Consider the following 23,421-nt stretch of genomic DNA (forward strand, 5'->3'; position numbering starts at 1 on the left):
TTTTGTTGGCGGCTTGATTCTGAGCAGTTTCAGTGGCCTGTTCCGGTCCATGCCCATGTGCGTGGGTTGAAGAACGACCAGACTCCCGTACAGGCCATACGCAGGTCCAGGGTGTTGTCGTAGCCGTATTCGGTTCGCACCGTCCACTTATAGTATTCGGTGCTGCCAGGGCAATCTCCGGAGTGGTACCTGATGCCGGCTTCGATGTGCTGCCACATCGATGGTTCGACGGTCGTCCTGCCGTTGAACATGCGGCTGGTCGCCTGCTCCGTCGCCGGTCCGTAATCGCCGTCGATGAATTCGTACGGGAGGGCCAGCGCGTTGACGGCGATGGCCTGCCAGAGCCTGACCACATTGCCCACCCGGACACAGGAAGGATCCGTACGGCAGAGGCGATGGTTGTCGCCCCAGCCCCACGTGACGGAATCCGCCGATGCCGGAGTCGGGAAGACGAACAGCAACGCGAGCCCCAATGTCAGGGCGCTGAGGATTCGCATGACTTTGCGCATGGGCTCACCCTCTCGATATGACCGGGTCTGGTTCCGCCAGGGCGTGATCGGAATGCCAAATCCCGTGTAGCCGACCTCTGCCGGCCACTCTGTCGATAACGAGAGTCACATTGTCCGATATATTTCCCGTACAACGCAGAACGTAATACGGTCATCACGGAACGTTCGGCTACGACTGCGGGGCGGTCACCTGGGGGCCGTGGCCTGGGGCGACGGAACCTTGGAGGACCAGGGCGGCGCCGCCGATGGCGGCGGAGTCGCGGGGGTTGCTCGACAGGTCCACCTGGATCTTGTGGATATCGCGGGAGAAGGCCCGTTTCGCGAGGTGCCGGCGGATCTCGCTGACGTACAGGGAACCGGCGATGGCGAAGCCCGGCCCGGCGAGCACGAGGGTGTCGAGGTCCCAGAGGTTGGCGAGGGTGAGGGCGCCGTCGGCGAGCAGGAGGGCGGATTCGTCGATGAGGGCGCGGGCCTGGCCGTCGCCGTAGATGGCCGCCCGGGCGAGGACGTCGAAGGCGCGCGCGTCCGGGTCGTCCGGGCGGATGCGCAGGCGGTCGGCCAGGCCGGGGATGGTGCGGGCGCGGCCGACCAGGGCGGCGGGCGCGGCGTACAGTTCGAGGCAGCCGCGGTTGCCGCAGCGGCAGGGGGCGCCGTCGCGGACCACCGAGACGTGGCCGATCTCGCCCGCGTTGGAGCTGGCGCCGCGGTGGAGCGCGCCGTCGAGGACGACTCCGGAGCCGATGCCCGAGTTCATGTACAGGCAGCCGAAGGTGCGCTCCCGCGAGACCTGCCGTCCCCAGAACTCGCCGACGGCGGCGGCCGCGGCGTCGCTGTCGATGAGCACGGGAACGCCAAGCTCGGCGGTGAGGGCCTGGCCGAGGTCGAGGCCGGCCCACCGTTCGAGTCCGGGCAGCGCGAGGAACCTGCCCCGGGCCACGTCCACCGGGCCGGGGGCGACGACGGCCAGACCGGCCACGCTCTGCGCCGCCAGGCCGAGCCCCTGCGTGACGTCGCGGTAGAGCCCGGCCAGTTGGGCGACGACGTCGTCCGGGTCCTCGGCGGGCGGTGCGGAGACGAGTTCGCGGCCGACCGTGCCGCCGCGGGTGTCGGTCACGACGCAGGTGAGTGTGTCGGCTCCGACGCGGATTCCGACGCCGTATGCTGAGCGGGAGTTGATCACGAGCAGGGTCCGGGGCTTGCCACCGGTCGCGACCGTGTCACCGGTCTCCCGCACGACGCCGTCGTCGAGCAGCCGGCGGACGATGTTGGAGATCGTCGGCTGGGTCAGCCCGGTCGCCTCCACGAGCTCCACCCGGCTGATCGGCCCCGAGGACCGGATCAGATCGACGACGAGCGCACGGCTCCCGGGCCCCGCGACCGTGGACTCTCGTCGGGCCACGCTCAAACCGCCTCTCGCCCCCGCCGTGGGTACGGCACCACTACGTTACGGGGCACGAGGTTAGTTCACGAGGGAGGGCACCGATGGTCGCGGTATCGACGGGCACGGCGACATGCCTGCGGGCGGGCACGCCGGTGGGGCTCGCCCTCGTACGCGACGCCGAGGTGCTCGGGGCGGAGCCGTTCTTCCACGAGTTCATCGCGGGCATGGAACGCGTCCTCGTCCCGCTGGGCGTGCCGGTCCTCCTCCAGGTGGTCGCGACCGTACGGCAGGCGAGCGACCGCATGCGCGCCTGGGCGGCGGAAGGCCAGGTGCAGGGCATGATCCTGATCGACCTGCTGCCCGGCGACGAGCGGGTGGCGCTGGTCCGCGACCTGGGCATGCCGACCGTGGTCATCGGCGACCCGGTCACGGCCGGCGGGCTGCCGACGGTGTGGACGCAGGACGAGGTGGCCATGCGCGACGTCGTGGCCGCGCTGGTCGCGGGCGGTCACCAGCATCTCGGCCATGTCGCGGGACCTGCGGAGATGGCCCACACGATCATCCGCCGCCGGACGTTCGACGCGGTCGCGGCGGAGCACGGCGTACGGACGACGACGTTCGACGGCGACTACTCGGAGGCGGCCGGGGTGCGTGCCGTGGCCACCCTGATGGAGATCGAGGACCGGCCGACGGCGCTGGTCTTCGACAACGACGTGATGGCGCTGGGCGCGCTCCACGAGGCGAGCCGCCTGGAGCTGGCGGTCCCGGCCGACCTCTCCCTGGTGGCGTGGGACGACTCGGCGCTCTGCCAGCTGGCGCAGCCGCCGCTCAGCGCGGTCAGCCATGACGTGCAGGCCTTGGGGGAGCTGGTGGGCGAGACCCTGGCCGAGGTCCTGTCGGGAGCCGCGCCGCGGGTGATCACGGCCGCGCCGGCGACGCTGGTCGTCCGAGGCTCGAGCATTTAATAGATTACTAATCTTTCTTATTGACGCCAGGGCTTCCGTCCTGCACGCTGTGGTTCGTACGCCTCAGCAATGTCCTCGCAACCCACCAGTAACCCCCGGGACACAAGCAAAGGAAGCCCCATGCACCGCACCACGCCACGGGCCGTACGAGCCGTGGCCGCGTTCGCCGTCGGAGCGCTCACCCTCTCCCTCGCCGCCTGCGGCTCCGATGAACCGGCCGCTCCCGCCGCCACGGCCGGAGCGGCGCAAGGCGGCTCCATCGACGTCGTCACCCGCTGGTCGTCGGGCAACTCGGCGGCCGCGGCCCAGAAGCGCGTCTTCGACGCGTTCACCGCGGAGACCGGCATAAAGATCAACTCCACCGAGGGTCTCGAAGCCATCGACGACCAGGTGGAGAACGCCGTGGCGGCGGGCAAGTCGCCCGACCTGGTGATCGTCAACCTGTTCGACAAGACGGTGGGCTGGCTGGAGGCGGGCGTCACCGTCCCCGTCGACCAGTACGTCAAGGACTGGGGCCTGGCCGGCAAGATGAAGCCGGAGGCCCTCGACGAGTGGCGGGTCGGCGGCGTCGCCGGCGGCGAACTGCAGGGCCTGCCGTTCTCCGGGTTCAGCTGGCCGCTCTGGTACAACGACGAACTGCTGGCCAAGGCCGGCGTCACGGCCGTCCCGAAGACCACCGACGAGCTGATCGACGCGGCCGAGAAGCTGCGCGAAGCCGGGATCGGGCCGGTCACGGTCGGCGGCAACGACTGGAGCGGCCAGAAGCTCTTCTACCAGATCGCGCAGTCGTTCACCGACGCCGCGACCATGAAGAAGGTCATGCGGGAAGGCGGCTACTGCGCGACCCCGACCGTCCTCAACGGCATCAAGCTCTTCACCGACCTGCGCGACGCGAAGGTCTTCGTGGACAACGTCGCCGGTCTCAGCGCCGACGACATGTACGCCTCCTTCTACTCCGGCAAGGCCGCGATCATGTCCGCCGGCTCATGGGCGTACACCGAATCGGCGGCCTCCGGCACCGGGATCGAGAAGCACACGACGCTCGGCGGCTTCCCCGTGCCGAGCGGCTCGGCCTACCCCAAGCCGACCGCCTACCAGGGCTTCACCGGCGTCGGCTTCATGATCACCAAGCAGGGCGCGCAGCCCGACCGGATCGACAAGGTCCGCCAGCTCGTGACCAAGTTCTACGCCGAGGCGGCCGTCGGCGACTTCGTCAAGGACGCCAGCATCCTGCCTCCGATCAGCGGCGACTTCGCCTCGTACGCGACCGACCCGCTGCTGGCCAAGTCGCTCGGCCTCGAAGCCGCCGTCGACTACGCGGTCCTGCCCGACGTCTGGATCGGCTCCGCGTCCGACCCGATCACCCAGGTCCTGACCGGGGCCTACGGCGAGTCCACCCCGCAGGAGATCTGCGCGGCGCTCGACACCGCCACCAAGGGCTGAGACCCCGCTCGCCGAGGTGAGGCCGCCGCAACCCGGCGGCCTCACCCTGCCCTAAGGAATCCCACAGAAGTGTCATCGACCAGCATCCGCGCCGGCGCCCGACGGCGCGGGGTCCTCTGGCTGACCGTCCCGTCCCTCGTCTGGTTCGCCGTCTTCTCGGTCGGCCCGCTCGCCGCCATGTTCGTGATCGCCACCCTGCGGTGGAAGAGCCTGCTGTACGAACCGACGTACATCGGCGTCGAGAACATCACGAAGGTCTTCGCGGACCCGACATTCCACGCGGCGATCCGCAACAGCGTGATCCAGGTCGCCGTTGCGATCCCGGTGATGATCCCGCTGGCCTTCATGCTCGGCTACCACCTCTACACCAAGCCCCGCGGCTACCGCGTCCTGTCGGTGCTCTACTTCTCGCCCGGCCTCATCTCGATCTCCACCACCGGGATGATCTTCTACGGGGTGCTGTCCCCGAACGGCGGCGTCAACGGCCTGCTCGGCACCCTCGGCCTCGACTCCTGGGCCACCGCCTGGCTGGCCGACCCGGATACCGCGCTGGCGACCCTCATCGCCATCGACCTCTGGCGCGGCGTCGGCTGGACGGCGGTGTTGTTCGCCGCCCGCCTGGCCAGCCTGCCGGCGGAGGTGATCGAGGCGGCCCAGATCGACGGTGCGGGACGGCTGCGCACCATGTGGCAGGTCGCCTTCCCGATGGTCAAGGACTACGTGCGCACGCTGACCATGCTGCAGTTCCTCTGGACGCTGTTCACCTCGGCCGCCCTGATCCTGCTGCTCACCAAGGGTGGTCCCGGCACCTCCTCGACCACGCTGTCCTACCTCGTCTACGCCAAGGCCTTCGCCCAGCGGGACCTCGGCTACAGCCAGGTGGTCGGCGTCGTGCTGCTCCTGTTCGGCATCGCCGGGATGTTCCTCATCCGCGCGCTGCTGCGCAGCCGCGAGGAGGACACCCGATGAAGGCTCCGCGCCGCACCGGCCTCCTCGCGACGCTCCTCTCCTGGGGGTACGCGCTGCTGCTGGCGGCCCCGCTGTACTACCTCGCGGTCAGCGCCCTCAAGTCCAACATCGAGATCTTCACGCGGCCGTTCGCGCTGCCGGCGACGTGGCTGTGGGAGAACTTCGGCACCGCCTGGCTGACCGCCGACCTCGGGGGAGCGCTGCTCAACTCCGTGCTGGTCTCGGTCGTCGCCATCGTGCTGACGCTGGGGCTGGCCATTCCGGCGGCGTACGCGCTGGCCCGGCACGACAACCGGCTCGCCCGCGTGATCACGGGCACGTTCTCCGCCGGGTTCCTCATTCCGCCGTTCGCCGCGCTGATCCCCACCGTCGTGCTCGCCATCCAGCTGGGGCTCTTCGGCACGCGCGAGTTCCAGATGCTCTTCCTGCCCGCGAGCGCGCTGCCGCTGTCCGTACTGCTGCTCACGCAGTTCATGCGGACCGTGCCGCCGGCCCTGGTGGAGTCGGCCGCCCTCGACGGCGCCGGGCACTGGCGGCTGCTGGTCAGCGTGTACGTGCCCATCGCGCGGCCCGGCGTGGCCAGCGTGACGATCCTCCAGCTGCTCACGTTCTGGAACGAATACCTGTTCTCGCTGACCATCACCGGCACCGCGCCGGACGTGCGCACGGTCCAGGTCGCTCTGCCCACACTCATCTCCGACGCGACCAACCTCGGCGTGCTCGCCGCCGGCACCGTGCTCACCGTGCTGCCGGTCTACGTCGCGTACTCGCTCATGAATCGTCGAATGCAGGAAGCACTCACCGCGGGGGCGGTCAAAGAATGACACAGATCACACAGGCCACCGTCTCCACCACCGCCCGGCTGGACCTGGGCGGGGAATGGGAACTGACCTGGGCGGGAGGGCCGGACGAGGTCCCCGAGACCGTCCGTACGGCGGCCGTGCCCGCGCGGGTGCCCGGCGAGGTGCACACGGCCCTCCTGGCAGCCGGGCTCATCGCCGACCCGGACGTCGGGTGGGGCGAGCTGGCGCAACGGTGGGTCGGACACTCGACATGGGTCTACCGGCGTCGCGTGCACTGGTCGCCGGTGCCCGGGACGCGTACCGACCTGGTGGCCGACGGACTGGACACGATCGCCGACGTCTACGTCAACGGGCGGCTGGTCGGGGCGGGGCGTGACCAGCACCTCGCGTACCGGTGGCCGGTGGACGATGCCCTGGTGCCGGGGGAGAACCTGGTCGAGGTGCGGTTCGCCTCGGCCTGGGAGGCCGCCCGCGAGCACGAGCACGCGCACGGCCCGCTGCCGAGCCCGTACGACGAGCCCTACGCGCACGTGCGCAAGGCGGCGGCCAACTTCGGCTGGGACTGGGGACCGCACTACGTCACCGCCGGCATCTGGCGGGACATCCGCCTGGAGACGTACACCGCCCGGATCGACCACGTCCGGCCGCTCGTCCGGCTCGACCCCGGTCACACCGTCGCCCACGTGAGCGCGCACGTGCGGGTGGACGCGCCCGAGGGCGCGCGGGTGCTCGTCGAACTGACCGACCCGGCCGGTCGGCGGGCCGGGTCGGCCTCCGGCACGGTCACCGGTGACGAGGTCACCGTCGTCCTGCGCGTGGACGCCCCGGCGCTCTGGTGGCCGGTCGGCTTCGGCGGGCAGCCGCTGTACGGCCTGCACGTGGAGCTGGAGCACCTGGGTGTGGTGGTGGACACCGCCGCCGTACGGGTGGGCCTGCGCAGCGTCGCGGTCGAAGAGCCCCCGGACGAGGTGGGCACCCGCTGGACGCTCGTCGTCAACGGCCGGCCCGTACGGGTGCGCGGGTACAACTGGATCCCCGACGACACCTTCGCCAGCCGCGTCACCCCGGAGCGAGTGGCGGAGCGGATCGACCAGGCCGTCGCCGGGAACGCCAACCTGCTCCGCGTCTGGGGCGGCGGGCACTTCGCGACGGAGGAGTTCCTGGACGCCTGCGACGAACGCGGTGTCCTGGTCTGGCATGACTTCCTCTTCGCCTGCGCCGCCTACTGCGAGGACGAGGAGATGGTCGCGCTGGTGACCGCCGAGGCGGAGCAGGCCGTGGCGCGCATGTCGTCCCACCCGAGCCTGGTGCTCTGGTGCGGCGGCAACGAGACCGTCCTCGGCTGGCACTACTGGGGGTGGGCCGACCAGATGGGGGTGCGCGGCTGGGGCGCGCGCTACTACCTGGACGTGCTGCCCGCCGTCCTGGCCCGCCTCGATCCGACCCGGCCGTACGTGCCGAACTCGCCCTGGTCGGGCGCGATCGACCGCGACCCGGCGGCCGACACGCACGGCCTGAGCCACCTGTGGGACGCCTGGAACGAGCGCGACTACGCCCACTACCGCTATCACGACCCGGCGTTCGTCGCGGAGATGGGCTGGTGCGGCCCGCCCGCGTGGACCACGCTCGGGCGGGTCGTGGACGGCGAGACGCCCGGCCCCGACTCGCCGCTGACCCGCCACCACCTGCGGGCGATCGACGGCATGCACAAGCTGACCCGCGGTCTCCAGCCGCACGTGCCCACTCCGCGCGGCGACGCCGACTGGCACTTCGCCACCCAGGTGGTGCAGGCCCGCGCCGTCGCGGCCGGCGTGGAGTGGCTGCGCTCCCGCGAGCGCTGCGCCGGGGTCGTGGTCTGGCAGCTCAACGACTGCTGGCCGGTGATCAGCTGGTCGGCCGTGGACAGCGCGGGCGTCGAGAAGCCCTTGTGGCACGCGCTGCGCCGCTCGTTCGCCCCCCGCCTGGCCACGGTCCAGCCCGTACGGCCGGGCCCGACCCACGACCCGACCGGCGACGCGGGCCTGGAACTCGTGCTCGTGAACGACTCCGCCACCGCCTGGCAGCCCGACGTCCTCATCCGCCGCGTCGGGCTGGACGGCCGGGAACACGCCCGGACGCGGGTACGGCCCGCCTGCCCCGCCGGCGGCCTCGTCCGCCTGCCCCTGGACCCCTCGATCGCCCAGCCCGCCGACCCCGCGGCCGAGATGCTCGTCATCGACGCCGGGGCAGCGCGGACCACCTGGACCTACCGCCCCGAGCGGGAGCTGACCGCTCCGCGTCCCGAGCGGGCCGTCGGCGTCACCGTCGCCGACGGCGAGCTGCACGTCACGGTCACCGCCGTGACCATCCTGCGCGACGTGTGCGTGGCCGCCGACCGGCTCGCCGCGCCACTCGGCCTGGAACCGCCCGCGCTGGCCGTGGACGACGCCCTCGTCACACTCCTGCCGGGCGAGAGCCACGTTTTCCGCATCACCCGCCGAGACGGCCACGCGATCCCCCCGGACGGCGCCGCCGCGCTCCCGACCCCCCTGCTCGACCTGGCGGTCCGGTCCTTCGGCGAGGTCACCGGCCCAAATGGGAATTCGCTCTGCAAAGGAACCCCATGAAACACCGAAGGACCCTCATCGGCGCGATCCTCAGCGCCGTCATGGTCATCGCGGCAGCCGCGCCGCCGACGGCGCACGCGGCCCAGGCCGGCCGCCGGCTCCACGTGGCCACCACCGGAAACGACGCCGGCGCCGGTACGGCGGCGCAGCCGTACCGGACGATCGGCAAGGCGGCGCAGGAGGCGCAGCCCGGCGACACGGTGGTCGTACACGCCGGGTTGTACCGCGAGACGGTCAGGCCGGCGCGCGGCGGCGCCGGCGAGGACACCCGGATCACCTACACCGACGCGGGCGACGGCGAGGTGGTCGTCAAGGGCTCGGAGGAGATCAACACCTGGGCGCCGCACAGCGGCGACGTGTGGAAGGTCACGCTGCCGGCCAGCTACTTCGGCGACTACAACCCGTACGCCACACGCCAGCCCCAGGGCGGCGAAGGCGGCTTCTTCCCGGGCTACACCGCCGGTGACGTCTACCTGAACGAGCAGGCGTACTACGAGAAGGCGTCGCTGGCCAGCGTGGAGAGCTCGGCCGGCACCTGGTTCTCCGAGGTGGCCGGCGGCACCACCACCATCTACGCCAACTTCGACGGCGCCGACCCGAACGCCAAGCTGGCGGAGATCAACGTGCGCCGGCAGGTGTTCGCGCCGGACGTGTGGGGCCTGGGCTACATCACCGTCCACGGGTTCACCGTCAAGCACGCGGCCGGCACCTACTCCGACTTCCCGAGCAGTCCCTCCCGGCGGCAGGCGGGCGCGATCAGCGTCAACGGCGGCCTGAAGTGGATCATCGAGAACAACATCGTCGTCAACGCCCGCACGATCGCCATCGACATCGGCCTCGGCTGTGACGAGTGGGCGGGCAACCGGCCCGGCCAGACCCGTACGAACTTCCGCGACACCGACGAGTACGGCTCGCACATCGTGCGCAACAACTACATCGCCAAGTCCGGCCAGTCCGGCATCGCCGGCGTCTTCTCCTGGAACTCCGAGATTCTGTACAACCTCATCGAGGACACCAACTACCGCGGCGAGTTCAGCGGCGCGGAGACGGCCCCGATCAAGGTTCACTACATGAACGAGGGGCTCATCAAGGGCAACTACCTCAAGAACTCCAAGGGCGGCAACTCCGCCGGCATCTGGACGGACTGGGGGAACCAGAACGTCCGCGTGACCGGCAACATCGTCATGAACAGCCCGTGGGGCTACTACGCGGAGGCCGTCCACGGGCCCATCCTCGTGGACAACAACGTCTTCATCGGCAACGCGGACATCCGCATGCTGGACGCCACCGGCGTCGTGTACGCCAACAATCTGTTCCTCGACAACGGCCGCTTCGCGGTGGACGGCGGCGGCCGGGACGCGTACTACTTCCAGCCGGGCACGATGAACGAGACCACCGCGCCCACCTCGAACCAGAAGTTCTTCTGGTACAACAACGTCGTCCAGGGCTCGACCCTGCCCAACGACGCGGCCAGCAAGGTCCACGTCAAGGAGGGCAACGCCACCGGCGTCCTGTCCGGCGCGCGGGTCACGGCGAGCAACCGCGAGATGAAGCTCGACTTCACCCTCGACGCCTCCGGCATCACCGGGCTCACCCCCGTGACGCGGGCCCGGGTCGGGACCATCCCGCTGGCCGGCGAGAGCATCGCCGCCGACGTCACCACCGACTTCTTCGGCAAGCCCGTCGCCGCCCAGAACGTCATGGCGGGCCCCTTCGCCGAGGCGAAGAACGGCGCCAACTCCTTCACCCTGTGGCCCCCGGCCGGCCAGACCGTGCCGGAGCCCCCGGCCCCGCCGACCGACGTGCCGGTCAACCTGTCGCTCAACCCCGACGCGAAGGTCGTCGCCTCGTACGAGGACGGCAACCTGCTCGCGAAGAACGCGATCGACGGCAACGGCTCCTCGCGCTGGTCCAGCGACCACAGCAACGACCCCAACGCGTGGATCTACGTCGACCTCGGTGACGTGTACGACGTGTCCAGGACCGTGCTGTCGTGGGAGGCCGCGTACGCGAAGGCGTACAAGATTCAGATCTCGGACGACGCGGAGGAGTGGACGGACGTCTACTCGACCACGACCGGCGGTGGCGGCGTCGAAACCGTGACGATCAGGAAGAACACCCGCTACGTCCGCATGCAGGGCGTCCTCCCGCAGACGCAGTACGGCTACTCGCTGTACGAGTTCGAGATCTACGGCACGCCCGTCCAGCCGGAGGTGCCGGTCAACATCGCGTTGAACCGGCCGCCGTCGGCGTACACGGCGTCGTCGCAGTCCAACGACGGCAGCGGGGAGACCAACAGCCAGCCGCAGAACGACCGCTCGGCGTTCCGCGCGTTCGACGGCAACACCGCCACGCGCTGGGGCTCCAACGGCGGGGACACCCAGTGGATCCAGGTCGACACCGGCAAGACGCACGTCATCGACAAGGTCGTGCTCAAGTGGGAGGCGGCCTACGCCAGCGCGTACAAGATCCAGACCTCGGCGGACGGCGCCCAGTGGACGGACGTGCACACGCACAGCGACTCCTCGCACACCGGCGACCACATCGACGAGATCGCCCTTGACCCGCCGGTTGAAGGACGCTTCGTCCGCGTGCAGGGCACCAAGGCGGCCACCCAGTGGGGCCTGTCCCTCTGGGAGTTCGAGGTGTACGGCAAGGAGAAGCCGGCCGACACCGCCCCGCAGTGGCCCGCCACGGCGCAGCTCCAGCTGAGCGCGGTGACGGACACCTCGGTCACCGCCACCTGGCCGGCCGCCACCGACAACCAGGCCGTCACCGGCTACAAGGTCCACCTCGGCCAGGAGCTGAAGGCCACCCTGGGCGCCGACGCGCGCAGCCACGGCCTGACCGGGCTCGCCCCCGGGCGCACCTACACGGTCAAGGTGACCGCGCTCGACGCGAACGGCGCCGAGAGTCAGGGCCTGACCAGGACGTTCACCACGCCCGGCAACCCGGCCACGAAGGCGCTGTCCACCAGCTACCCGCGCGCCTACGCCGACTGGGAGGAGGGCCTGCTGGCCGGCGACGGCAAACAGGGCGTCATCGTCTTCGGCAACCCGCGTGACGAGACGGTCGTCTTCAACGACCGCGACTTCTTCATGGCCCGGACGGAGTCCCGCCCGCACCGGACGTTCAACACGGTCACCCAGGAGAACATCAAGAAGATCAGGGACCTGCTGATCGCGGGCGAGTACCAGGAGGCCAACCAGCTCGCGGCCGACGTGCAGGGCTACCAGGGCGGCGGCGAGGGCAGCAAGCACCCCGGCTTCAAGATGACCCTCCAGCTGCCGGCCGCCGGCGAGGTCACCAACTACGTCCGCGCCACCGACTACGCGGCGGGCGTCGTCTCGGTGAACTGGACCGACGACAAGGGCGACTGGAAGCGCGACGCTTTCGTGTCGCAGACCGACGGCGTCACCGTCCAGCACCTCCCGGCCCCGGCCGGGCAGCGGCTCGACGTCAAGCTCGGCCTCTCCATCGACCCCGGAATGAACCTGCTCAACAAGGGCATGACGGCCGTCAACGCCTCGACCACCGACTTCCTCAACCTGCGGGTGAAATATCCCAACGGCAGCTACAACGCCGGGTACGAGGGCGTCACGCGGATCGTCACCGACGGCGTCAAGACCATGTCCGGCACCGACGTGCAGGTCACCGGCGCGACGTACGTGACCCTGCTGTCGCTGACCCAGCGCTACGACGGCACCTACGAAGGCGGCGTGCCGGCCGAGCAGGACTGGGACAAGCAGCTCCTGCAGGCCAGGCTGGCGGCGCTCACCGGCGACTACCCGACGCTGCTCGCCCGCCACACCGCCAGGCACAGCGAGATGTTCACCCGCGTCTCCGTCGACTTCGGCGCGAGCCCGGAGGACCGCTCGAAGTCCAACGAGGAACTGCTCGCGGCGCAGAAGACCGCGACGGCGCCCAACCTGGCGCTGTTCGAGCGCATGTTCAACTCCGGCCGCTACCACCTGATCGGTTCGAGCAGCGAGACGGCCCCGCCCGACCTGCTCGGCAACTGGACCGGTGACAGCAACGTCGGCTGGGACGGCTACTACCACCTGGACGCCAACCTCAACCTGCAGATCTCCGGCGGCACCCTCGGCAACCTGCCCGAGGTGATGCGGGGGTACTGGTGGATCAACAAGCAGTGGCAGCAGGACTTCCGTACCAACGCGCGGAAGCTGCTCGGCACCAGGGGCATGCTGACGGGCGGCAACACGCCCAACGGCGAAGGCCTGATCTCCAACATCAACTTCGACTATCCGTACCAGTACGTCACGGGCGGCGAGTCGTGGCTGCTCTACCCGTTCTGGGAGTACTACCAGGTCACCGGTGACAGGACGTTCCTGGAGCAGCAGTACTACCCGCTGATCAGGGACATGGGCGACTTCTACGAGGACTTCCTCGTCCAGAAGGACGCCAACGGCAAGTACATTTTCGCCGGGTCCATCTCCCCGGAGAACCGGCCCGCCGGCGGCGTGCCGCTCTCCGTCAACTCGGTGTACGACATCTCCGGCGCCAGGTTCGCGCTGTCCACCCTGATCGAGACCAGCAGGACGCTCGGCAGGGACCAGGACAAGCTCGCGCTCTGGCAGGAGAAGCTGGACAACCTGCCGCCGTACCTGGTCAACGACGACGGCGCGCTGGCCGAGTGGGCCTGGCCCGACCTGGCGAACAAGAACGCCTACCAGCACCGGCACTCCAGCGGCCTGATGCCCGTCTGGCCCTACCGCGAGGTCACCCCCGAGAAGAACAAGACCCTGTACGACGCGGCCAAGGTGTTCCTGCAGAAGAAGGACGGCGGCAACTACGAGAACGCTGGCCACGGCCTGCTGCACGGAGCGCTGATCGCCGCCAACCTGAACAACGCCGAATCCGTCAACGCCAAGCTGATGCGGTTCGCGAAGGACGACTACTACTACAGCGGCCTGTCCACCTCGCACTACAACAACCACGGCGTGTTCGCCACGGACGTCGTCAACTCCGTGCCGACGATCATGATGGAGATGCTGGCCACGAGCGACCCCGGCACGCTGGAGCTGCTTCCCGCGCTGCCGAAGGGCCTGAAGCAGGGCTCCATCTCCGGCATGCTGGGCAAGAGCCGGTTCACCATCGACGACCTCGACTGGAACACCGACACCCGCAAGGTGAAGGTGACCCTGACGTCGGACATCGACCAGAACCTCACCCTGATCCAGCGCGCCGGCATCGAAGAGATCACCAGCGGCGACCTCCAGATCCAGAACTCGCCGCTCGGCTCCATCGCCCGCGTCCTCCCGCTGAAGAAGGACCAGAAGGTCACGGTCGAGCTGACGCTGAAGGACACCACCCGGGTCAACCTGGCCCTGGGCAAGACCGCCGGCGCCTCCTCGCAGTCCAACGCCGACCAGACCGCCGCCAAGGCGTTCGACGGCGACCCGGCCAGCCGCTGGAGCGCCGGCGAGAACGCCGACAACTGGCTCCAGGTGGACCTGGGCGGCATCTACGCCCTCAACGAGATCGACCTGCAGTGGGAGGCGTCCTACGCGAAACGCTACAAACTGCAGGTGTCCATGGACGGCACCAGCTGGAAGGACATCCACACCCAGTCCGCCTCCCGCGGCGGCACCGAGAAGATTCCCGTCAACGCGCTCGGCCGCCACGTGCGCATGCAGGGCATCGAAAAGTCCGGCCCGTGGGGCTATTCCCTCTACGAGATGGAGGTGTACGGCCAGGCCGCGCCGAACATCGCCCTCGGCAAGACGGCCACCGCGTCCTCCGCGTCCAACGCCCAGCAGACGGCCGTCGCCGCCTTCGACGGCGACGGCACGACCCGCTGGAGCGCCAGCCAGGCGGCGGACAACTGGCTCCAGGTCGACCTGGGTGACACCTACACCGTCTACCAGGTCGCCATCGACTGGGAGGATTCATACGCGAAGGGGTACAAGCTCCAGACCTCACCCGACGGGCAGACGTGGACCGACAAGTTCACCGAAACCGCCGGGAACGGAGGAACGGACCTCATCGACCTCGGCACCGACACGCGCTACATCCGCATGCAGGGCACCGAGCGGTCCGGCCAGTGGGGCTACTCGATCTACGAAATGCGGGTGTACGGCGCGCTCCCTGACACGGCGACGACCATCCTCATCTCCGGCGTCACGGAGGGCACGGAATACGGCGACAGCCAGGACCTGACCATCGCCTGGGAGGTCGCGGGCACCGGCATCAAGACCGTGACCGGGACGCTGGACGGCCAGCCGTTCACGTCGGGGACCGTTCAGCCGTTGCACCGGCTGGCGTTGGGCGAGCACACGCTGACGGTCGCCATCGAGACCCAGTCGGGTGGCACGTACGAGCAGTCGGTGACGTTCGCGACGGTCACCTCGACCGACGAGATCTCGGCACTGATCGAGCGGTTCCAGGCGTCGAGTCAGTTGTCGCCGACGGGGGCCGCGAAGCTTCAGGACAAGATCTCCAAGGTGATGGTGTCGGAGGACAAGGAACGCGAACGCGACAAGAAGAAGATCGTCAAGAAGCTTGACCGCTTCATCGAGGCGGTCAACGACCCGAAGATCGTCTCAGACTCGGCAGCGAAGGCGACGTTCATCCGCGACGCCAACGCCCTGATCGTCGCCAACGGCGGCCAGCCGATCTGACCTGTCCGGAGCGCCCCGCACGGTCTCGTGCGGGGCACTCTTCGACGGCGGCGGCATGGATCTGGCACGGGACGGCGGTCCGTCTGCATCGTCTGCTTTAGGTCCTTGCAGAATGAGCCGGGTCGCTCTTGGCGCCGGTACGGCGAGAAGCGTCACCTGCGTTAATGCCGCCGGATAACGGCGAGAAGCCGGTGCCTTGGGTCGTTTCGTTAGGCGCTCGCCAGGAGCCGTGTCAGGGTGCAACGGCCAGTCCTGCACATTGTGGGATTGCTTGCCTGGTAGTACCAGACCAGGCCCATCGCCTGGATGAAGGCCCACGCCTTGCCTCGCTCCCATTCGAGGTCGTCGCACCCCAGGGCCAGGCGGAGTTCCTGCCGCGGGCCGGACTCAAGCAGGTGCCAGGCGCCGACGAGATCCAGCGCCGGATCGGCCGGTCCGAAGCCGCCGACGTCCAGGATTCCGGCCAGCCGACCGGCGGAGACGAGCACGTTGCCGGGGATGAGATCCCCGTGGGTCATCACGTCGGCGCTTTCATGGGGAAGCTCCCGGAAGCGTTGCCACATCCGGCGAAGCCGGGGAACGTCCAGGAGTCGCTCGCTGTGCTCGAAACAGGTCTCCATCCATTCGTCGTGGGCCTGGAGGTCGCCACCTCGGCCTTTGCCGCCGAAGGTGCGGCCACGAGTGTCGATCGCGCGCAGGTCACGGATGAGATCGCCCAAGTCGTGGGCGAATGCCACCGATTCGGCCGGATCCTCGTCGGTGGCCACATCGCCGGGCAGCCACGTCTGCACCGACCACGGGAGCGGGTATCCCGCGCCGGGTTCCCCGAGCGCCACCGGTTCAGGCGTGGCGAACCTCGTGCGACCGGCCAGTTCGCGGGCCGCCTCCGCCTCGGACTCCAGCCACTGCCGCGTTGTGTCGACCTGTCCCGGCACGAGCGGAAACCGGGCGGTGAACCGGTCGCCGATGCGGAAGATGGTGTTGACCGTTCCCTGTGCGGAGATGCCTGCGATGGACAGGTTTCGCCACGCTGGGAACTGTTCGTCCACCAACGTGCGTACCGTCTGCGGCGAGACCGTCAGCTGGTCGGCGTGCATCTTCACGCAGGCGAGCCTTCCGCGCCCCGGGCCTCCCGTGCAACGTGTTTTTCGCCCCAATAAACGATTTCAGGCTGTAACGGCATTTCGCTACGTTGGCGGGGTGGCGCAGAGTATTGACTACTACGACGTACCGGACGCACCCGCGGCCAACAGTCTCGTTCCCTCCGTGAACGTGGTGGTCGCCAACGACGCGGGCGACATCCTGATGATCCGCGGCTCGGACGGTCACAACTGGGTCCTTCCCGGTGGAACCATCGATCTCGGCGAGTCCCTCTGGCAGGCCGCCGTACGCCGGACCCGCGAGGAGACCGGCATCGAATGCGCGATCACCAGGCTGGTGGGGACGTACACCGACCCACGTCACGTGACCCTGTTCCCCGCCGACGGAGAGACCCGCCAGGAGTTCTCGATCGTGCTCGCCGCGCACGCGCTGGGTGGTCGGCTGACCGAGGGTTCGGACGGGTTCCGATGGGTGCCGCGCGACCACGTGGACGGCTATTCGATGGATCGGGCGACTCGGTTCCGGATCGGGCATTACCTTGCCGGGGCGGCGCAGCCGTACATCGGATAGCCGGACCGCAGTCCATCATTCAGAAACTACCGGTAGCTCAGGGGTTGCCTGCCTGAACAACGCGATGGGGTGTTCCGGCGTGGGTCCAGAGGCGTGAGCACGCCGTTCGCGGCGAATCGGTGGTCGTGATGGTGCTCACGGTCGTTTGGTGGACACGCGGCGACCTACGGTCAGATCTTGCGTCGCTGGCGCGAAGTGACACGCTGAGAGTGCCCTGACAAACGACCAGCCGTTGTCCGGTCCTTCTGATAGGCGCTTCACGGTACTTTCCTGGCTGGCTGCGACCGGGTGAGGAGTGCCATGTTCATGAGAATGTCGGCCTGGCTGACCGAAGCCTTCGGAACCACGCACCGAGGCGCCCGCCTTCGAACGGCCAGACTCTGTCCCGCCTGGATTCGCCGAGCCCCATCTCGTGCCGCCTTCTCACTCGCTGCGAGGAGCACAGCGGTGCTCGCCGCGATCGCCATGGCGGTCCTGATGTCCGGCCCTTCCCACGCTGACACCCCGCCCGCTACATCCCCAGCCGCCCAATTACAGGAAATAACCGACTTCGGCCCCAACCCCACCGGCCTCCGCATGCACCTCTACGTCCCACCGCGGCTCGGCCACCGCCCCCCAGTCCTCGTCGTACTCCACTACTGCACCGGCACCGGCCCGATCATGTTCGACGCCACCGAGTACGCCACCCTCGCCGACCGCCTCGGCTTCGTGGTCGTCTACCCCACCGCGGGACGCGCGGACGGCTGCTTCGACGTCACCTCACCCGAAGCCCTGCGCCGCGACGGCGGAAGCGACCCCGTCGGCGTCATCTCGATGGTCCGCCACGTCCAGCGCCACCTGCACGCCGACCGCCACCGCGTCTACGCCGTCGGCTTCTCCTCCGGCGCCGAACTGGTCAACGTCCTGCTCGCCGCCTACCCCGACGTCTTCGCCGCCGGCTCCGTCATGGCCGGTACGCCCGTCGGCTGCTACACCGCAGACAACGGCGGCTGGAACCCCAACTGCGAGAACGGCGGCACGATCCGCACTCCCCGCCAATGGGGTGACTTCGTCCGCGCGGCTTATCCCGGATACACCGGCCCCCGCCCACGCGTACAGCTGTGGCATGGCACAGCCGACGAAATCCTCGCCTACGCCAACTTCGGCGAAGAAATCAAACAGTGGACCAACGTTCTCCACCCCCGCCGGCAGCGTACGGACCAGCCCCGCCCGACCTGGACCCGTACCCGGTACTCCGACCGCTCCGGCGTGGTGATCGAGGCGTACAGCGTCGCGAACGGAGCACACGGCATCGCATTCAGCGAGGACGGCATCGAACGTTACGCTCTCGACTTCTTCGGCCTCACCCGCCGCCTATGAGCCCGAACTGCGTCTTCTGCGCCATTCTCAGGGGCGAGGCTGACGCGAGCATCCCCTACGAAGACGAGCACGTGATCGTCCTCATGGATATCGCACCCGTCACGCCCGGCCATCTCCTGGTGATTCCCCGCATTCACGCCGTCGGCCTGGAAGACCTGGACGAGGCCACAAGCACCCACGTGTGGAAGACCGGTCACCGTATGGGCCGAGCGCTGCGCCGCTCCGGCCTTCGCTGCGACGGCATCACCATTCTCCTGGCCGACGGCGAAGCCGCCTTCCAGGAGGTCTTCCACTTCCACCTGCACGTGTTCCCCCGCTTCAAGGGCGACCCCTTCCGAATAGAGGCCGACTGGGCCACCAGAGATCGAACCCTCCTCGACGAGGAAGCCGAAGCCGTACGAGCCGGATTGACAGCCCTTAGTTGACGGCCCGTTGCCACCATGTGCGTACCACACCAGAAAGACGCACGTAGGTGGCCGTCCGGATGAACAGCAGGTCACTGGCGATCATTGTGAGGGAGAAGAACGGCAGGGCCATCACGACGGCGATTCCCATGTGCATGCTCATCACCACGACCAGGCCGAGACGCCGAGTGACCTTGTTCAGCATGAGAAACGGAAACAACAACTGCACGAAGACCGCCGTGTACGTCCCCACGGTCACGAACCACGGATTCCGCCAGAGCAACTCGTTGAGAGCCGGGAAAAGCTGGGACTCCTCGATGCGCAACGTGTAGTAAAGCGCGATGCCCTGCTGCCACACCTCGCCCTGGACTTTGAGCAGCCCGGCATTCATGTACACGACGCAGACCTGAATCATCGCGGCGATCAGCCCGCAGTTGTGCAGGACGGTCGCCATGCTCCGCCCGACACTCGGCTCGGCGAGCCACCCGTCCCTGCGGCGAGCATCGAGCGACCACCGCGCCGACATGTCAGTGAGGACGAAATAGATCATCATCAGCATCATCAGGTTGTCGCCGCCGTCGAGAACCCACGGCTCCCGTTGATGCCACGACCACACCATCACGGTGAGAACAGGAGTGATCCACCGTCCTCGCCAGCCGAGAATGAAAAGGATCACCACCACGATGAACCCGTGATAAAGCATCTCGAACACGATCGGCGAATCCGAGAACGCGAAAACCGAGAACGTCCCGTCCACCGCGAGCGTTTCCCGAAACAGATCCGGCGTCCACGGCGACTCCGGCCCCCACAGCAACCGCCGATCGGCATAGTTCACCAGCAGCATCGCGAGCAGAATGACCCCGTAGCCGATACGGACGAGGGCGAGCCCATAACAACCGTGCCGCTCGCCACTCAGCCATTCCAGCGCGTCCCGCGCCCTCCCTCGAAGCTCCGCCTCCAGGGACCGCACCACCGAGACCGGCCCGCTCACCGGACGGCGTCCTTCCATCTCTCGACCGCCCCCGCCGACACATTCGCCGGCGGCCACCACGCATAGACCTTGCGGACGACCTCACCCGCACCCTCATCCGCCCGATCAGCGAACCGCGGATAAATCCGATCCTCCGTCTTCACCTGTACGGCCTCGACCCCCGGCCCCCACTCAGCCAGCGCAGCCAGCGTGGCCACAGCCCGCATATGCCGGACCGCCTTCGCCTGCAACACAGGGTCCTGCCCCTTCCCCTCCTCGGCCGCCCCCTCAACGGGTACGACATTCGCCCTGTTCAACATCTGCTTCGCCCCGGCGGCCAGCCGTGAGGCCCGGCCGGGCAGCAGATGTCCGCGAATAAGCGCCAGCTCCCTTTCGCTGACATCCACCCAGGCCGTTTCCCGGTCACCCACCTTCGCCCGGACCAGCACGTGCGGGTTGTAGTCGACCGGATCGGGCGCGAACAGGTCCCAGGTCTGGCGGAAATAGGGGTTCATGTATCCGTTGACCAGTGATGAAGTGCTGTCGTAGACGTGGTTCCACGGGGCTACGTACAGGAATGTCATGAGGAAGTGGAAGCAGGTGGCGGCGACGCAGCCGACGCTGAAAAGCGCCAGCACCCAACGTGAACGCCGTTCCGGCGCCATGCGCCCCATAAGGCGCGTAATCCGGGACGGCACTAAATCCCGTCCAACTCAGAAATCGTTCCCGGCCTGACCGGCGGCTGTGGGTTCCCCACTGCGGAAATCCGGAAATCTACCACTATTGTTTCGTAGTAGTCCCGGGCTTCGGCGGCGTTCACTCGACCCGTTTTTTGAATTCTGGACGCGTGTCCTTGTGAATTCGTCTCATCATTTTCTGCGCGTTCCTCGCCATCCTGGCTGGTCTTGTTCACCGCGAGCCTCATCGACGCCTTCCCACTCGTACAGGCTTTCGATCAGGTCAAGCGACCACCCAGAACCGGCCAGGTTATAAGAATCACGCAATCCCTGAATCTTCCCCCACGTCGTTACCCTCTCCCGATTAAATTCATGGGGTGAGCATTGGACGGCTCGGGTAAACGAATCCACTGGTTGATCTAGAAGGTAAATGCCCCGCAGTGGTCCATCCACGGCAGTAGGATCATTCGAGGCCAAAGCGCCCCACCGGATGCGTGTCCGGGTGTTGAATGTTCGCGTGCCGACTGCGCAGGAAACCTTCCGGGCGATGCTCCGTGACGAGATCGCGCCAGTCCTTCGAGAGCTCGGCTTGGCGGATCCGGCCAGGTCTACAGAATCCCGGACGATCAGCACTGGGCCCAGTTGGCGTTCCAGAAGTCGGCGTACAGCACGGCGGCACTGCTCAGCTTCACGATCAACCTCAGCGTCGTGTCCAAGGAGTTGTGGGAACAGCAGAGACCTGGAAGATGGCTGCCGGAACGCCCTGCTCCATCGACCTTCTACGGACAGTGGGTGTGGCAGCGCCGGATCGGGCAGCTGATCCCGGGAGGCAGCGACCACTGGTGGGATGTCGGTACGACCCTGGATCGAGCGGTCGTGTCCGACCTCCTGGACGGGCTAAGGAACTACGCGTTTCCAGCGATGATGCGAGAACTCGGGCGTAACTGAGGTCAGGCGCTGCGCCGATCGTCGACTTCGACCGCGAGGTGTGGCCACAACATGGCAAGGCGTACTACCTCGTCGGCCGTCACCACGCCGGCCGCCAGGGACTCACCAGGCAGGAAATGGACAATCGTCCCCGTGGTGCCGTCGTCGGCGATCGGTTCCAGCCCAGTCACAGGAACGCCGTGCTCGTACCGCTGACTCCAGGCGCCGTTGCGGCGGCGGTTGGTGTGGACAAGCCACTCGCTGAGCGCCGCGACGACGGACATGCCCCGGCGCGGATGCCCATCGGGAAGCACCTGCGCCTCCGGATGATCGAAGAACCTGAGATCCTTCGACGCCATGACCGGCTTCTTCACCACCTGATCACGATCATCGACGCGGGTGTCCGTGCCCCTCCCGTCATCCGCCACCGACACTGAACCGTCCAGATGCAGCGTGACGGTACAACGCCCACCGCTGTTGCACTCCGCCTCATCGGCCGCGTACGCGACGACTTCAAGAACCAACTGCCGAACACCACCGGGCGCGAACACAGCCGGATCCTCACGAATAAGCGCGAGATGATCGACATCCACGCCCTTCGCCCAGTCGTGCGTCGTATTACGCCAGGAAGCTTTGGATGTCCCCACCGGAGAAGTATGTCAACCGAGCCAAGGCCCAGGTGGGGGCGCATCCGAACGCGACGCCTTCGCGCATAGAAAACGGACGGCGGGAACCGAATTCGCGCGGCCAACTCGAAAGCATGTGGCCCTGCGGCCACTCGACCCGCTCATCGTGATCGAACGTGACGCTCACCGAGTCTGGCGTTGGTTCTCCTCCGAAGCGGCGGGGTCACGCACCATGAACACGTCCACTTCGTCCTCAGCCTCCACGATGAACCCGTGCCGCTCGTACAGCCGCCGGGCCGAACTGCCCTGCAGCACGTTCAACCGAACCGCGGCCTCTTCACGGTCACACCGCTCCAGCAGCCGACCCAACACGGCAGACCCGATGCCCTTCCCCTGCAAACCCGGCTCCAGGTAGAAGTGCTCCAGCCAGTACGCGCCCTTCGCCGGCCGCAACGCCACACAGCCCGCCGACGCACCCCCCACCTCGATCATCCAGGTGTGCTCCGGCGCGAACCCGTCCCGCAACCGCTGCCGTACGCGCTGCTCGTCGTAGCGCCCGAGCCGCTCAAGATCCGACCTCAGCACCACAGCCCGCAACTCGGCCACCCCCTCGACATCCGCCACCGAAGCCGGCCGAAACTCCCAATCCGCCACGCCCGCGACGCTATCGCCCACCGATTTCCACCAACTCGGCAGGGAACCCTGCGGTGCTTCACATAATCGCTTTGCGCCCGCCATCCGGTAACGGCTAGCGTCCGCAAGCACGCCGAGACACAACACCCCGGAAGAAGATCATTTGACCCAGCGCATCAGACTCGCGACGCAGCAAGACGCTCCGGCCCTGGCCAGAGTGCAGAAAGCGTCCCAGCAAGCGGCCTTCCGCGGCCTGCTGACAAACGAGTATCTGGACAGCCTCGACCCCGGGGCGCTGACCAAGACCTGGGAAGACCTACTGACCCGCTTCCGGGAACCACTAGCCGGCACCCTGATCGCCGAGCAGACAAACCTCATCGTCGGCTACTCACGCTTCTACCCCACAGACGACGAGGACGACGACCCCACCCAGGTAGGCATGATCGGCTCCCTGTACACCCTCCCCGACGTCTGGGGCACCGGCACCGGCAAAACCCTGATCACCGCCTCCCTGACCGCCATGACCTCAGCCGGCTACACCCAGTCCTCCCTCTGGGTCCTGGAAGGCAACACCCGGGCCCGCTCCTTCTACGAACGAAACGGCTGGCACCACGACGGCACAACCACCGTCGACCGCAACGGCGGCCTCCCCGCCCCCAAACTCCGCTACCGAATAAACCTCACAGCCTGACCAGCGGGTCCTGGCATGCCGAGCAGGAGAATCGTCAGGTGTTCAACTATGGGGTGTCCGGCTATCGGCCAGAGTGGACGACCGGCCTATCGGCGATCATGACTGCTCAGAGAAGCAGACTGGCTGGGCTTGCGGGCCGGCGACTC

Annotated in this window: 19 protein-coding genes; 11 read left to right on the forward strand and 8 right to left on the reverse strand. The window is 67.9% G+C overall.

Going from position 1 to position 23,421, the window contains the following annotated elements; translation table 11 throughout:
• Positions 1-29: 29 nt before the first annotated feature.
• Both Aph01nite_RS02925 and Aph01nite_RS02930 read right to left on the reverse strand, forming a co-directional pair.
• On the reverse strand, positions 30-509 hold the full coding sequence (locus Aph01nite_RS02925; protein WP_204039136.1) for a hypothetical protein: 480 nt from the start codon (positions 507-509) through the stop codon (positions 30-32).
• Between the two features lie 169 nt (positions 510-678).
• Entirely contained in the window at positions 679-1,908 is a 1,230-nt protein-coding gene (locus tag Aph01nite_RS02930) for an ROK family transcriptional regulator (protein WP_204039137.1), read from the reverse strand.
• An 83-nt stretch (positions 1,909-1,991) separates the two neighbouring features.
• Here Aph01nite_RS02930 and Aph01nite_RS02935 point away from each other — a divergent pair, with 83 nt between their 5' ends.
• From Aph01nite_RS02935 to Aph01nite_RS02960, 6 genes are all read left to right on the forward strand, one after another.
• Positions 1,992-2,855: a LacI family DNA-binding transcriptional regulator gene (locus tag Aph01nite_RS02935; RefSeq protein WP_204039138.1), complete on the forward strand. Its 864-nt coding sequence runs from the start codon at positions 1,992-1,994 to the stop codon at positions 2,853-2,855.
• Positions 2,856-2,975: 120 nt separating this feature from the next.
• Positions 2,976-4,298 (forward strand): ABC transporter substrate-binding protein, encoded by a 1,323-nt coding sequence (locus Aph01nite_RS02940; RefSeq protein ID WP_204039139.1) that lies wholly within the window; start codon positions 2,976-2,978, stop codon positions 4,296-4,298.
• A gap of 69 nt (positions 4,299-4,367) precedes the next feature.
• Positions 4,368-5,267, forward strand: coding sequence for a carbohydrate ABC transporter permease (locus Aph01nite_RS02945; protein WP_204039140.1), 900 nt, complete (start codon positions 4,368-4,370; stop codon positions 5,265-5,267).
• Entirely contained in the window at positions 5,264-6,091 is an 828-nt protein-coding gene (locus Aph01nite_RS02950; RefSeq protein ID WP_204039141.1) for a carbohydrate ABC transporter permease, read from the forward strand. The genes Aph01nite_RS02945 and Aph01nite_RS02950 overlap by 4 nt, the downstream gene beginning before the upstream one ends.
• Positions 6,088-8,676, forward strand: coding sequence for a glycosyl hydrolase 2 galactose-binding domain-containing protein (locus Aph01nite_RS02955; RefSeq protein ID WP_204039142.1), 2,589 nt, complete (start codon positions 6,088-6,090; stop codon positions 8,674-8,676). The genes Aph01nite_RS02950 and Aph01nite_RS02955 overlap by 4 nt, the downstream gene beginning before the upstream one ends.
• The gene (locus Aph01nite_RS02960) at positions 8,673-15,317 is read left to right on the forward strand and encodes a discoidin domain-containing protein (protein WP_204039143.1); all 6,645 of its coding nucleotides are present in this window, start codon (positions 8,673-8,675) and stop codon (positions 15,315-15,317) included. The genes Aph01nite_RS02955 and Aph01nite_RS02960 overlap by 4 nt, the downstream gene beginning before the upstream one ends.
• 209 nt (positions 15,318-15,526) lie before the next feature.
• On the opposite strand, the gene Aph01nite_RS02965 is transcribed toward Aph01nite_RS02960, so the two are convergent.
• Positions 15,527-16,414: an aminoglycoside phosphotransferase family protein gene (locus Aph01nite_RS02965; protein WP_239161364.1), complete on the reverse strand. Its 888-nt coding sequence runs from the start codon at positions 16,412-16,414 to the stop codon at positions 15,527-15,529.
• A 103-nt stretch (positions 16,415-16,517) separates the two neighbouring features.
• On the opposite strand from Aph01nite_RS02965, the gene Aph01nite_RS02970 reads away from it, so the two are divergent.
• From Aph01nite_RS02970 to Aph01nite_RS02980, 3 genes are all read left to right on the forward strand, one after another.
• The gene (locus tag Aph01nite_RS02970) at positions 16,518-16,988 is read left to right on the forward strand and encodes an NUDIX hydrolase (protein ID WP_204039145.1); all 471 of its coding nucleotides are present in this window, start codon (positions 16,518-16,520) and stop codon (positions 16,986-16,988) included.
• 447 nt (positions 16,989-17,435) lie between these two features.
• Positions 17,436-18,347 (forward strand): extracellular catalytic domain type 1 short-chain-length polyhydroxyalkanoate depolymerase, encoded by a 912-nt coding sequence (locus tag Aph01nite_RS02975; protein WP_239161356.1) that lies wholly within the window; start codon positions 17,436-17,438, stop codon positions 18,345-18,347.
• On the forward strand, positions 18,344-18,772 hold the full coding sequence (locus tag Aph01nite_RS02980; RefSeq protein ID WP_204039146.1) for an HIT family protein: 429 nt from the start codon (positions 18,344-18,346) through the stop codon (positions 18,770-18,772). The genes Aph01nite_RS02975 and Aph01nite_RS02980 overlap by 4 nt, the downstream gene beginning before the upstream one ends.
• On the opposite strand, the gene Aph01nite_RS02985 is transcribed toward Aph01nite_RS02980, so the two are convergent.
• From Aph01nite_RS02985 to Aph01nite_RS02995, 3 genes are read right to left on the reverse strand one after another with little or no spacing between them, the layout of a single operon-like run.
• Positions 18,765-19,742, reverse strand: coding sequence for an HTTM domain-containing protein (locus Aph01nite_RS02985; RefSeq protein ID WP_204039147.1), 978 nt, complete (start codon positions 19,740-19,742; stop codon positions 18,765-18,767). The two genes, Aph01nite_RS02980 and Aph01nite_RS02985, sit on opposite strands and share 8 nt — an antisense overlap.
• A complete protein-coding gene (locus tag Aph01nite_RS02990; RefSeq protein WP_204039148.1) occupies positions 19,739-20,386 on the reverse strand; it encodes a DUF5819 family protein in 648 nt (215 codons plus the stop codon). The genes Aph01nite_RS02985 and Aph01nite_RS02990 overlap by 4 nt, the downstream gene beginning before the upstream one ends.
• A 32-nt stretch (positions 20,387-20,418) precedes the next feature.
• Positions 20,419-20,634: a hypothetical protein gene (locus tag Aph01nite_RS02995; RefSeq protein ID WP_204039149.1), complete on the reverse strand. Its 216-nt coding sequence runs from the start codon at positions 20,632-20,634 to the stop codon at positions 20,419-20,421.
• 406 nt (positions 20,635-21,040) lie between these two features.
• On the opposite strand from Aph01nite_RS02995, the gene Aph01nite_RS42535 reads away from it, so the two are divergent.
• Positions 21,041-21,346, forward strand: coding sequence for a DUF4304 domain-containing protein (locus Aph01nite_RS42535; RefSeq protein ID WP_373872255.1), 306 nt, complete (start codon positions 21,041-21,043; stop codon positions 21,344-21,346).
• A gap of 2 nt (positions 21,347-21,348) precedes the next feature.
• On the opposite strand, the gene Aph01nite_RS03005 is transcribed toward Aph01nite_RS42535, so the two are convergent.
• Positions 21,349-21,972 carry a hypothetical protein gene (locus Aph01nite_RS03005; RefSeq protein ID WP_204039150.1) on the reverse strand — a complete coding sequence of 208 codons (624 nt, stop codon included), beginning with the start codon at positions 21,970-21,972 and terminating at the stop codon, positions 21,349-21,351.
• Between the two features lie 162 nt (positions 21,973-22,134).
• Positions 22,135-22,605 carry a GNAT family N-acetyltransferase gene (locus Aph01nite_RS03010; protein WP_204039151.1) on the reverse strand — a complete coding sequence of 157 codons (471 nt, stop codon included), beginning with the start codon at positions 22,603-22,605 and terminating at the stop codon, positions 22,135-22,137.
• A 142-nt stretch (positions 22,606-22,747) separates the two neighbouring features.
• On the opposite strand from Aph01nite_RS03010, the gene Aph01nite_RS03015 reads away from it, so the two are divergent.
• Positions 22,748-23,275, forward strand: coding sequence for a GNAT family N-acetyltransferase (locus Aph01nite_RS03015; protein WP_204039152.1), 528 nt, complete (start codon positions 22,748-22,750; stop codon positions 23,273-23,275).
• Positions 23,276-23,421 lie beyond the last annotated feature (146 nt).

Origin of the sequence: Acrocarpospora phusangensis (assembly GCF_016862995.1) — a bacterium.
In the GTDB taxonomy this organism is placed as follows: Bacteria; Actinomycetota; Actinomycetes; order Streptosporangiales; family Streptosporangiaceae; genus Acrocarpospora; species Acrocarpospora phusangensis.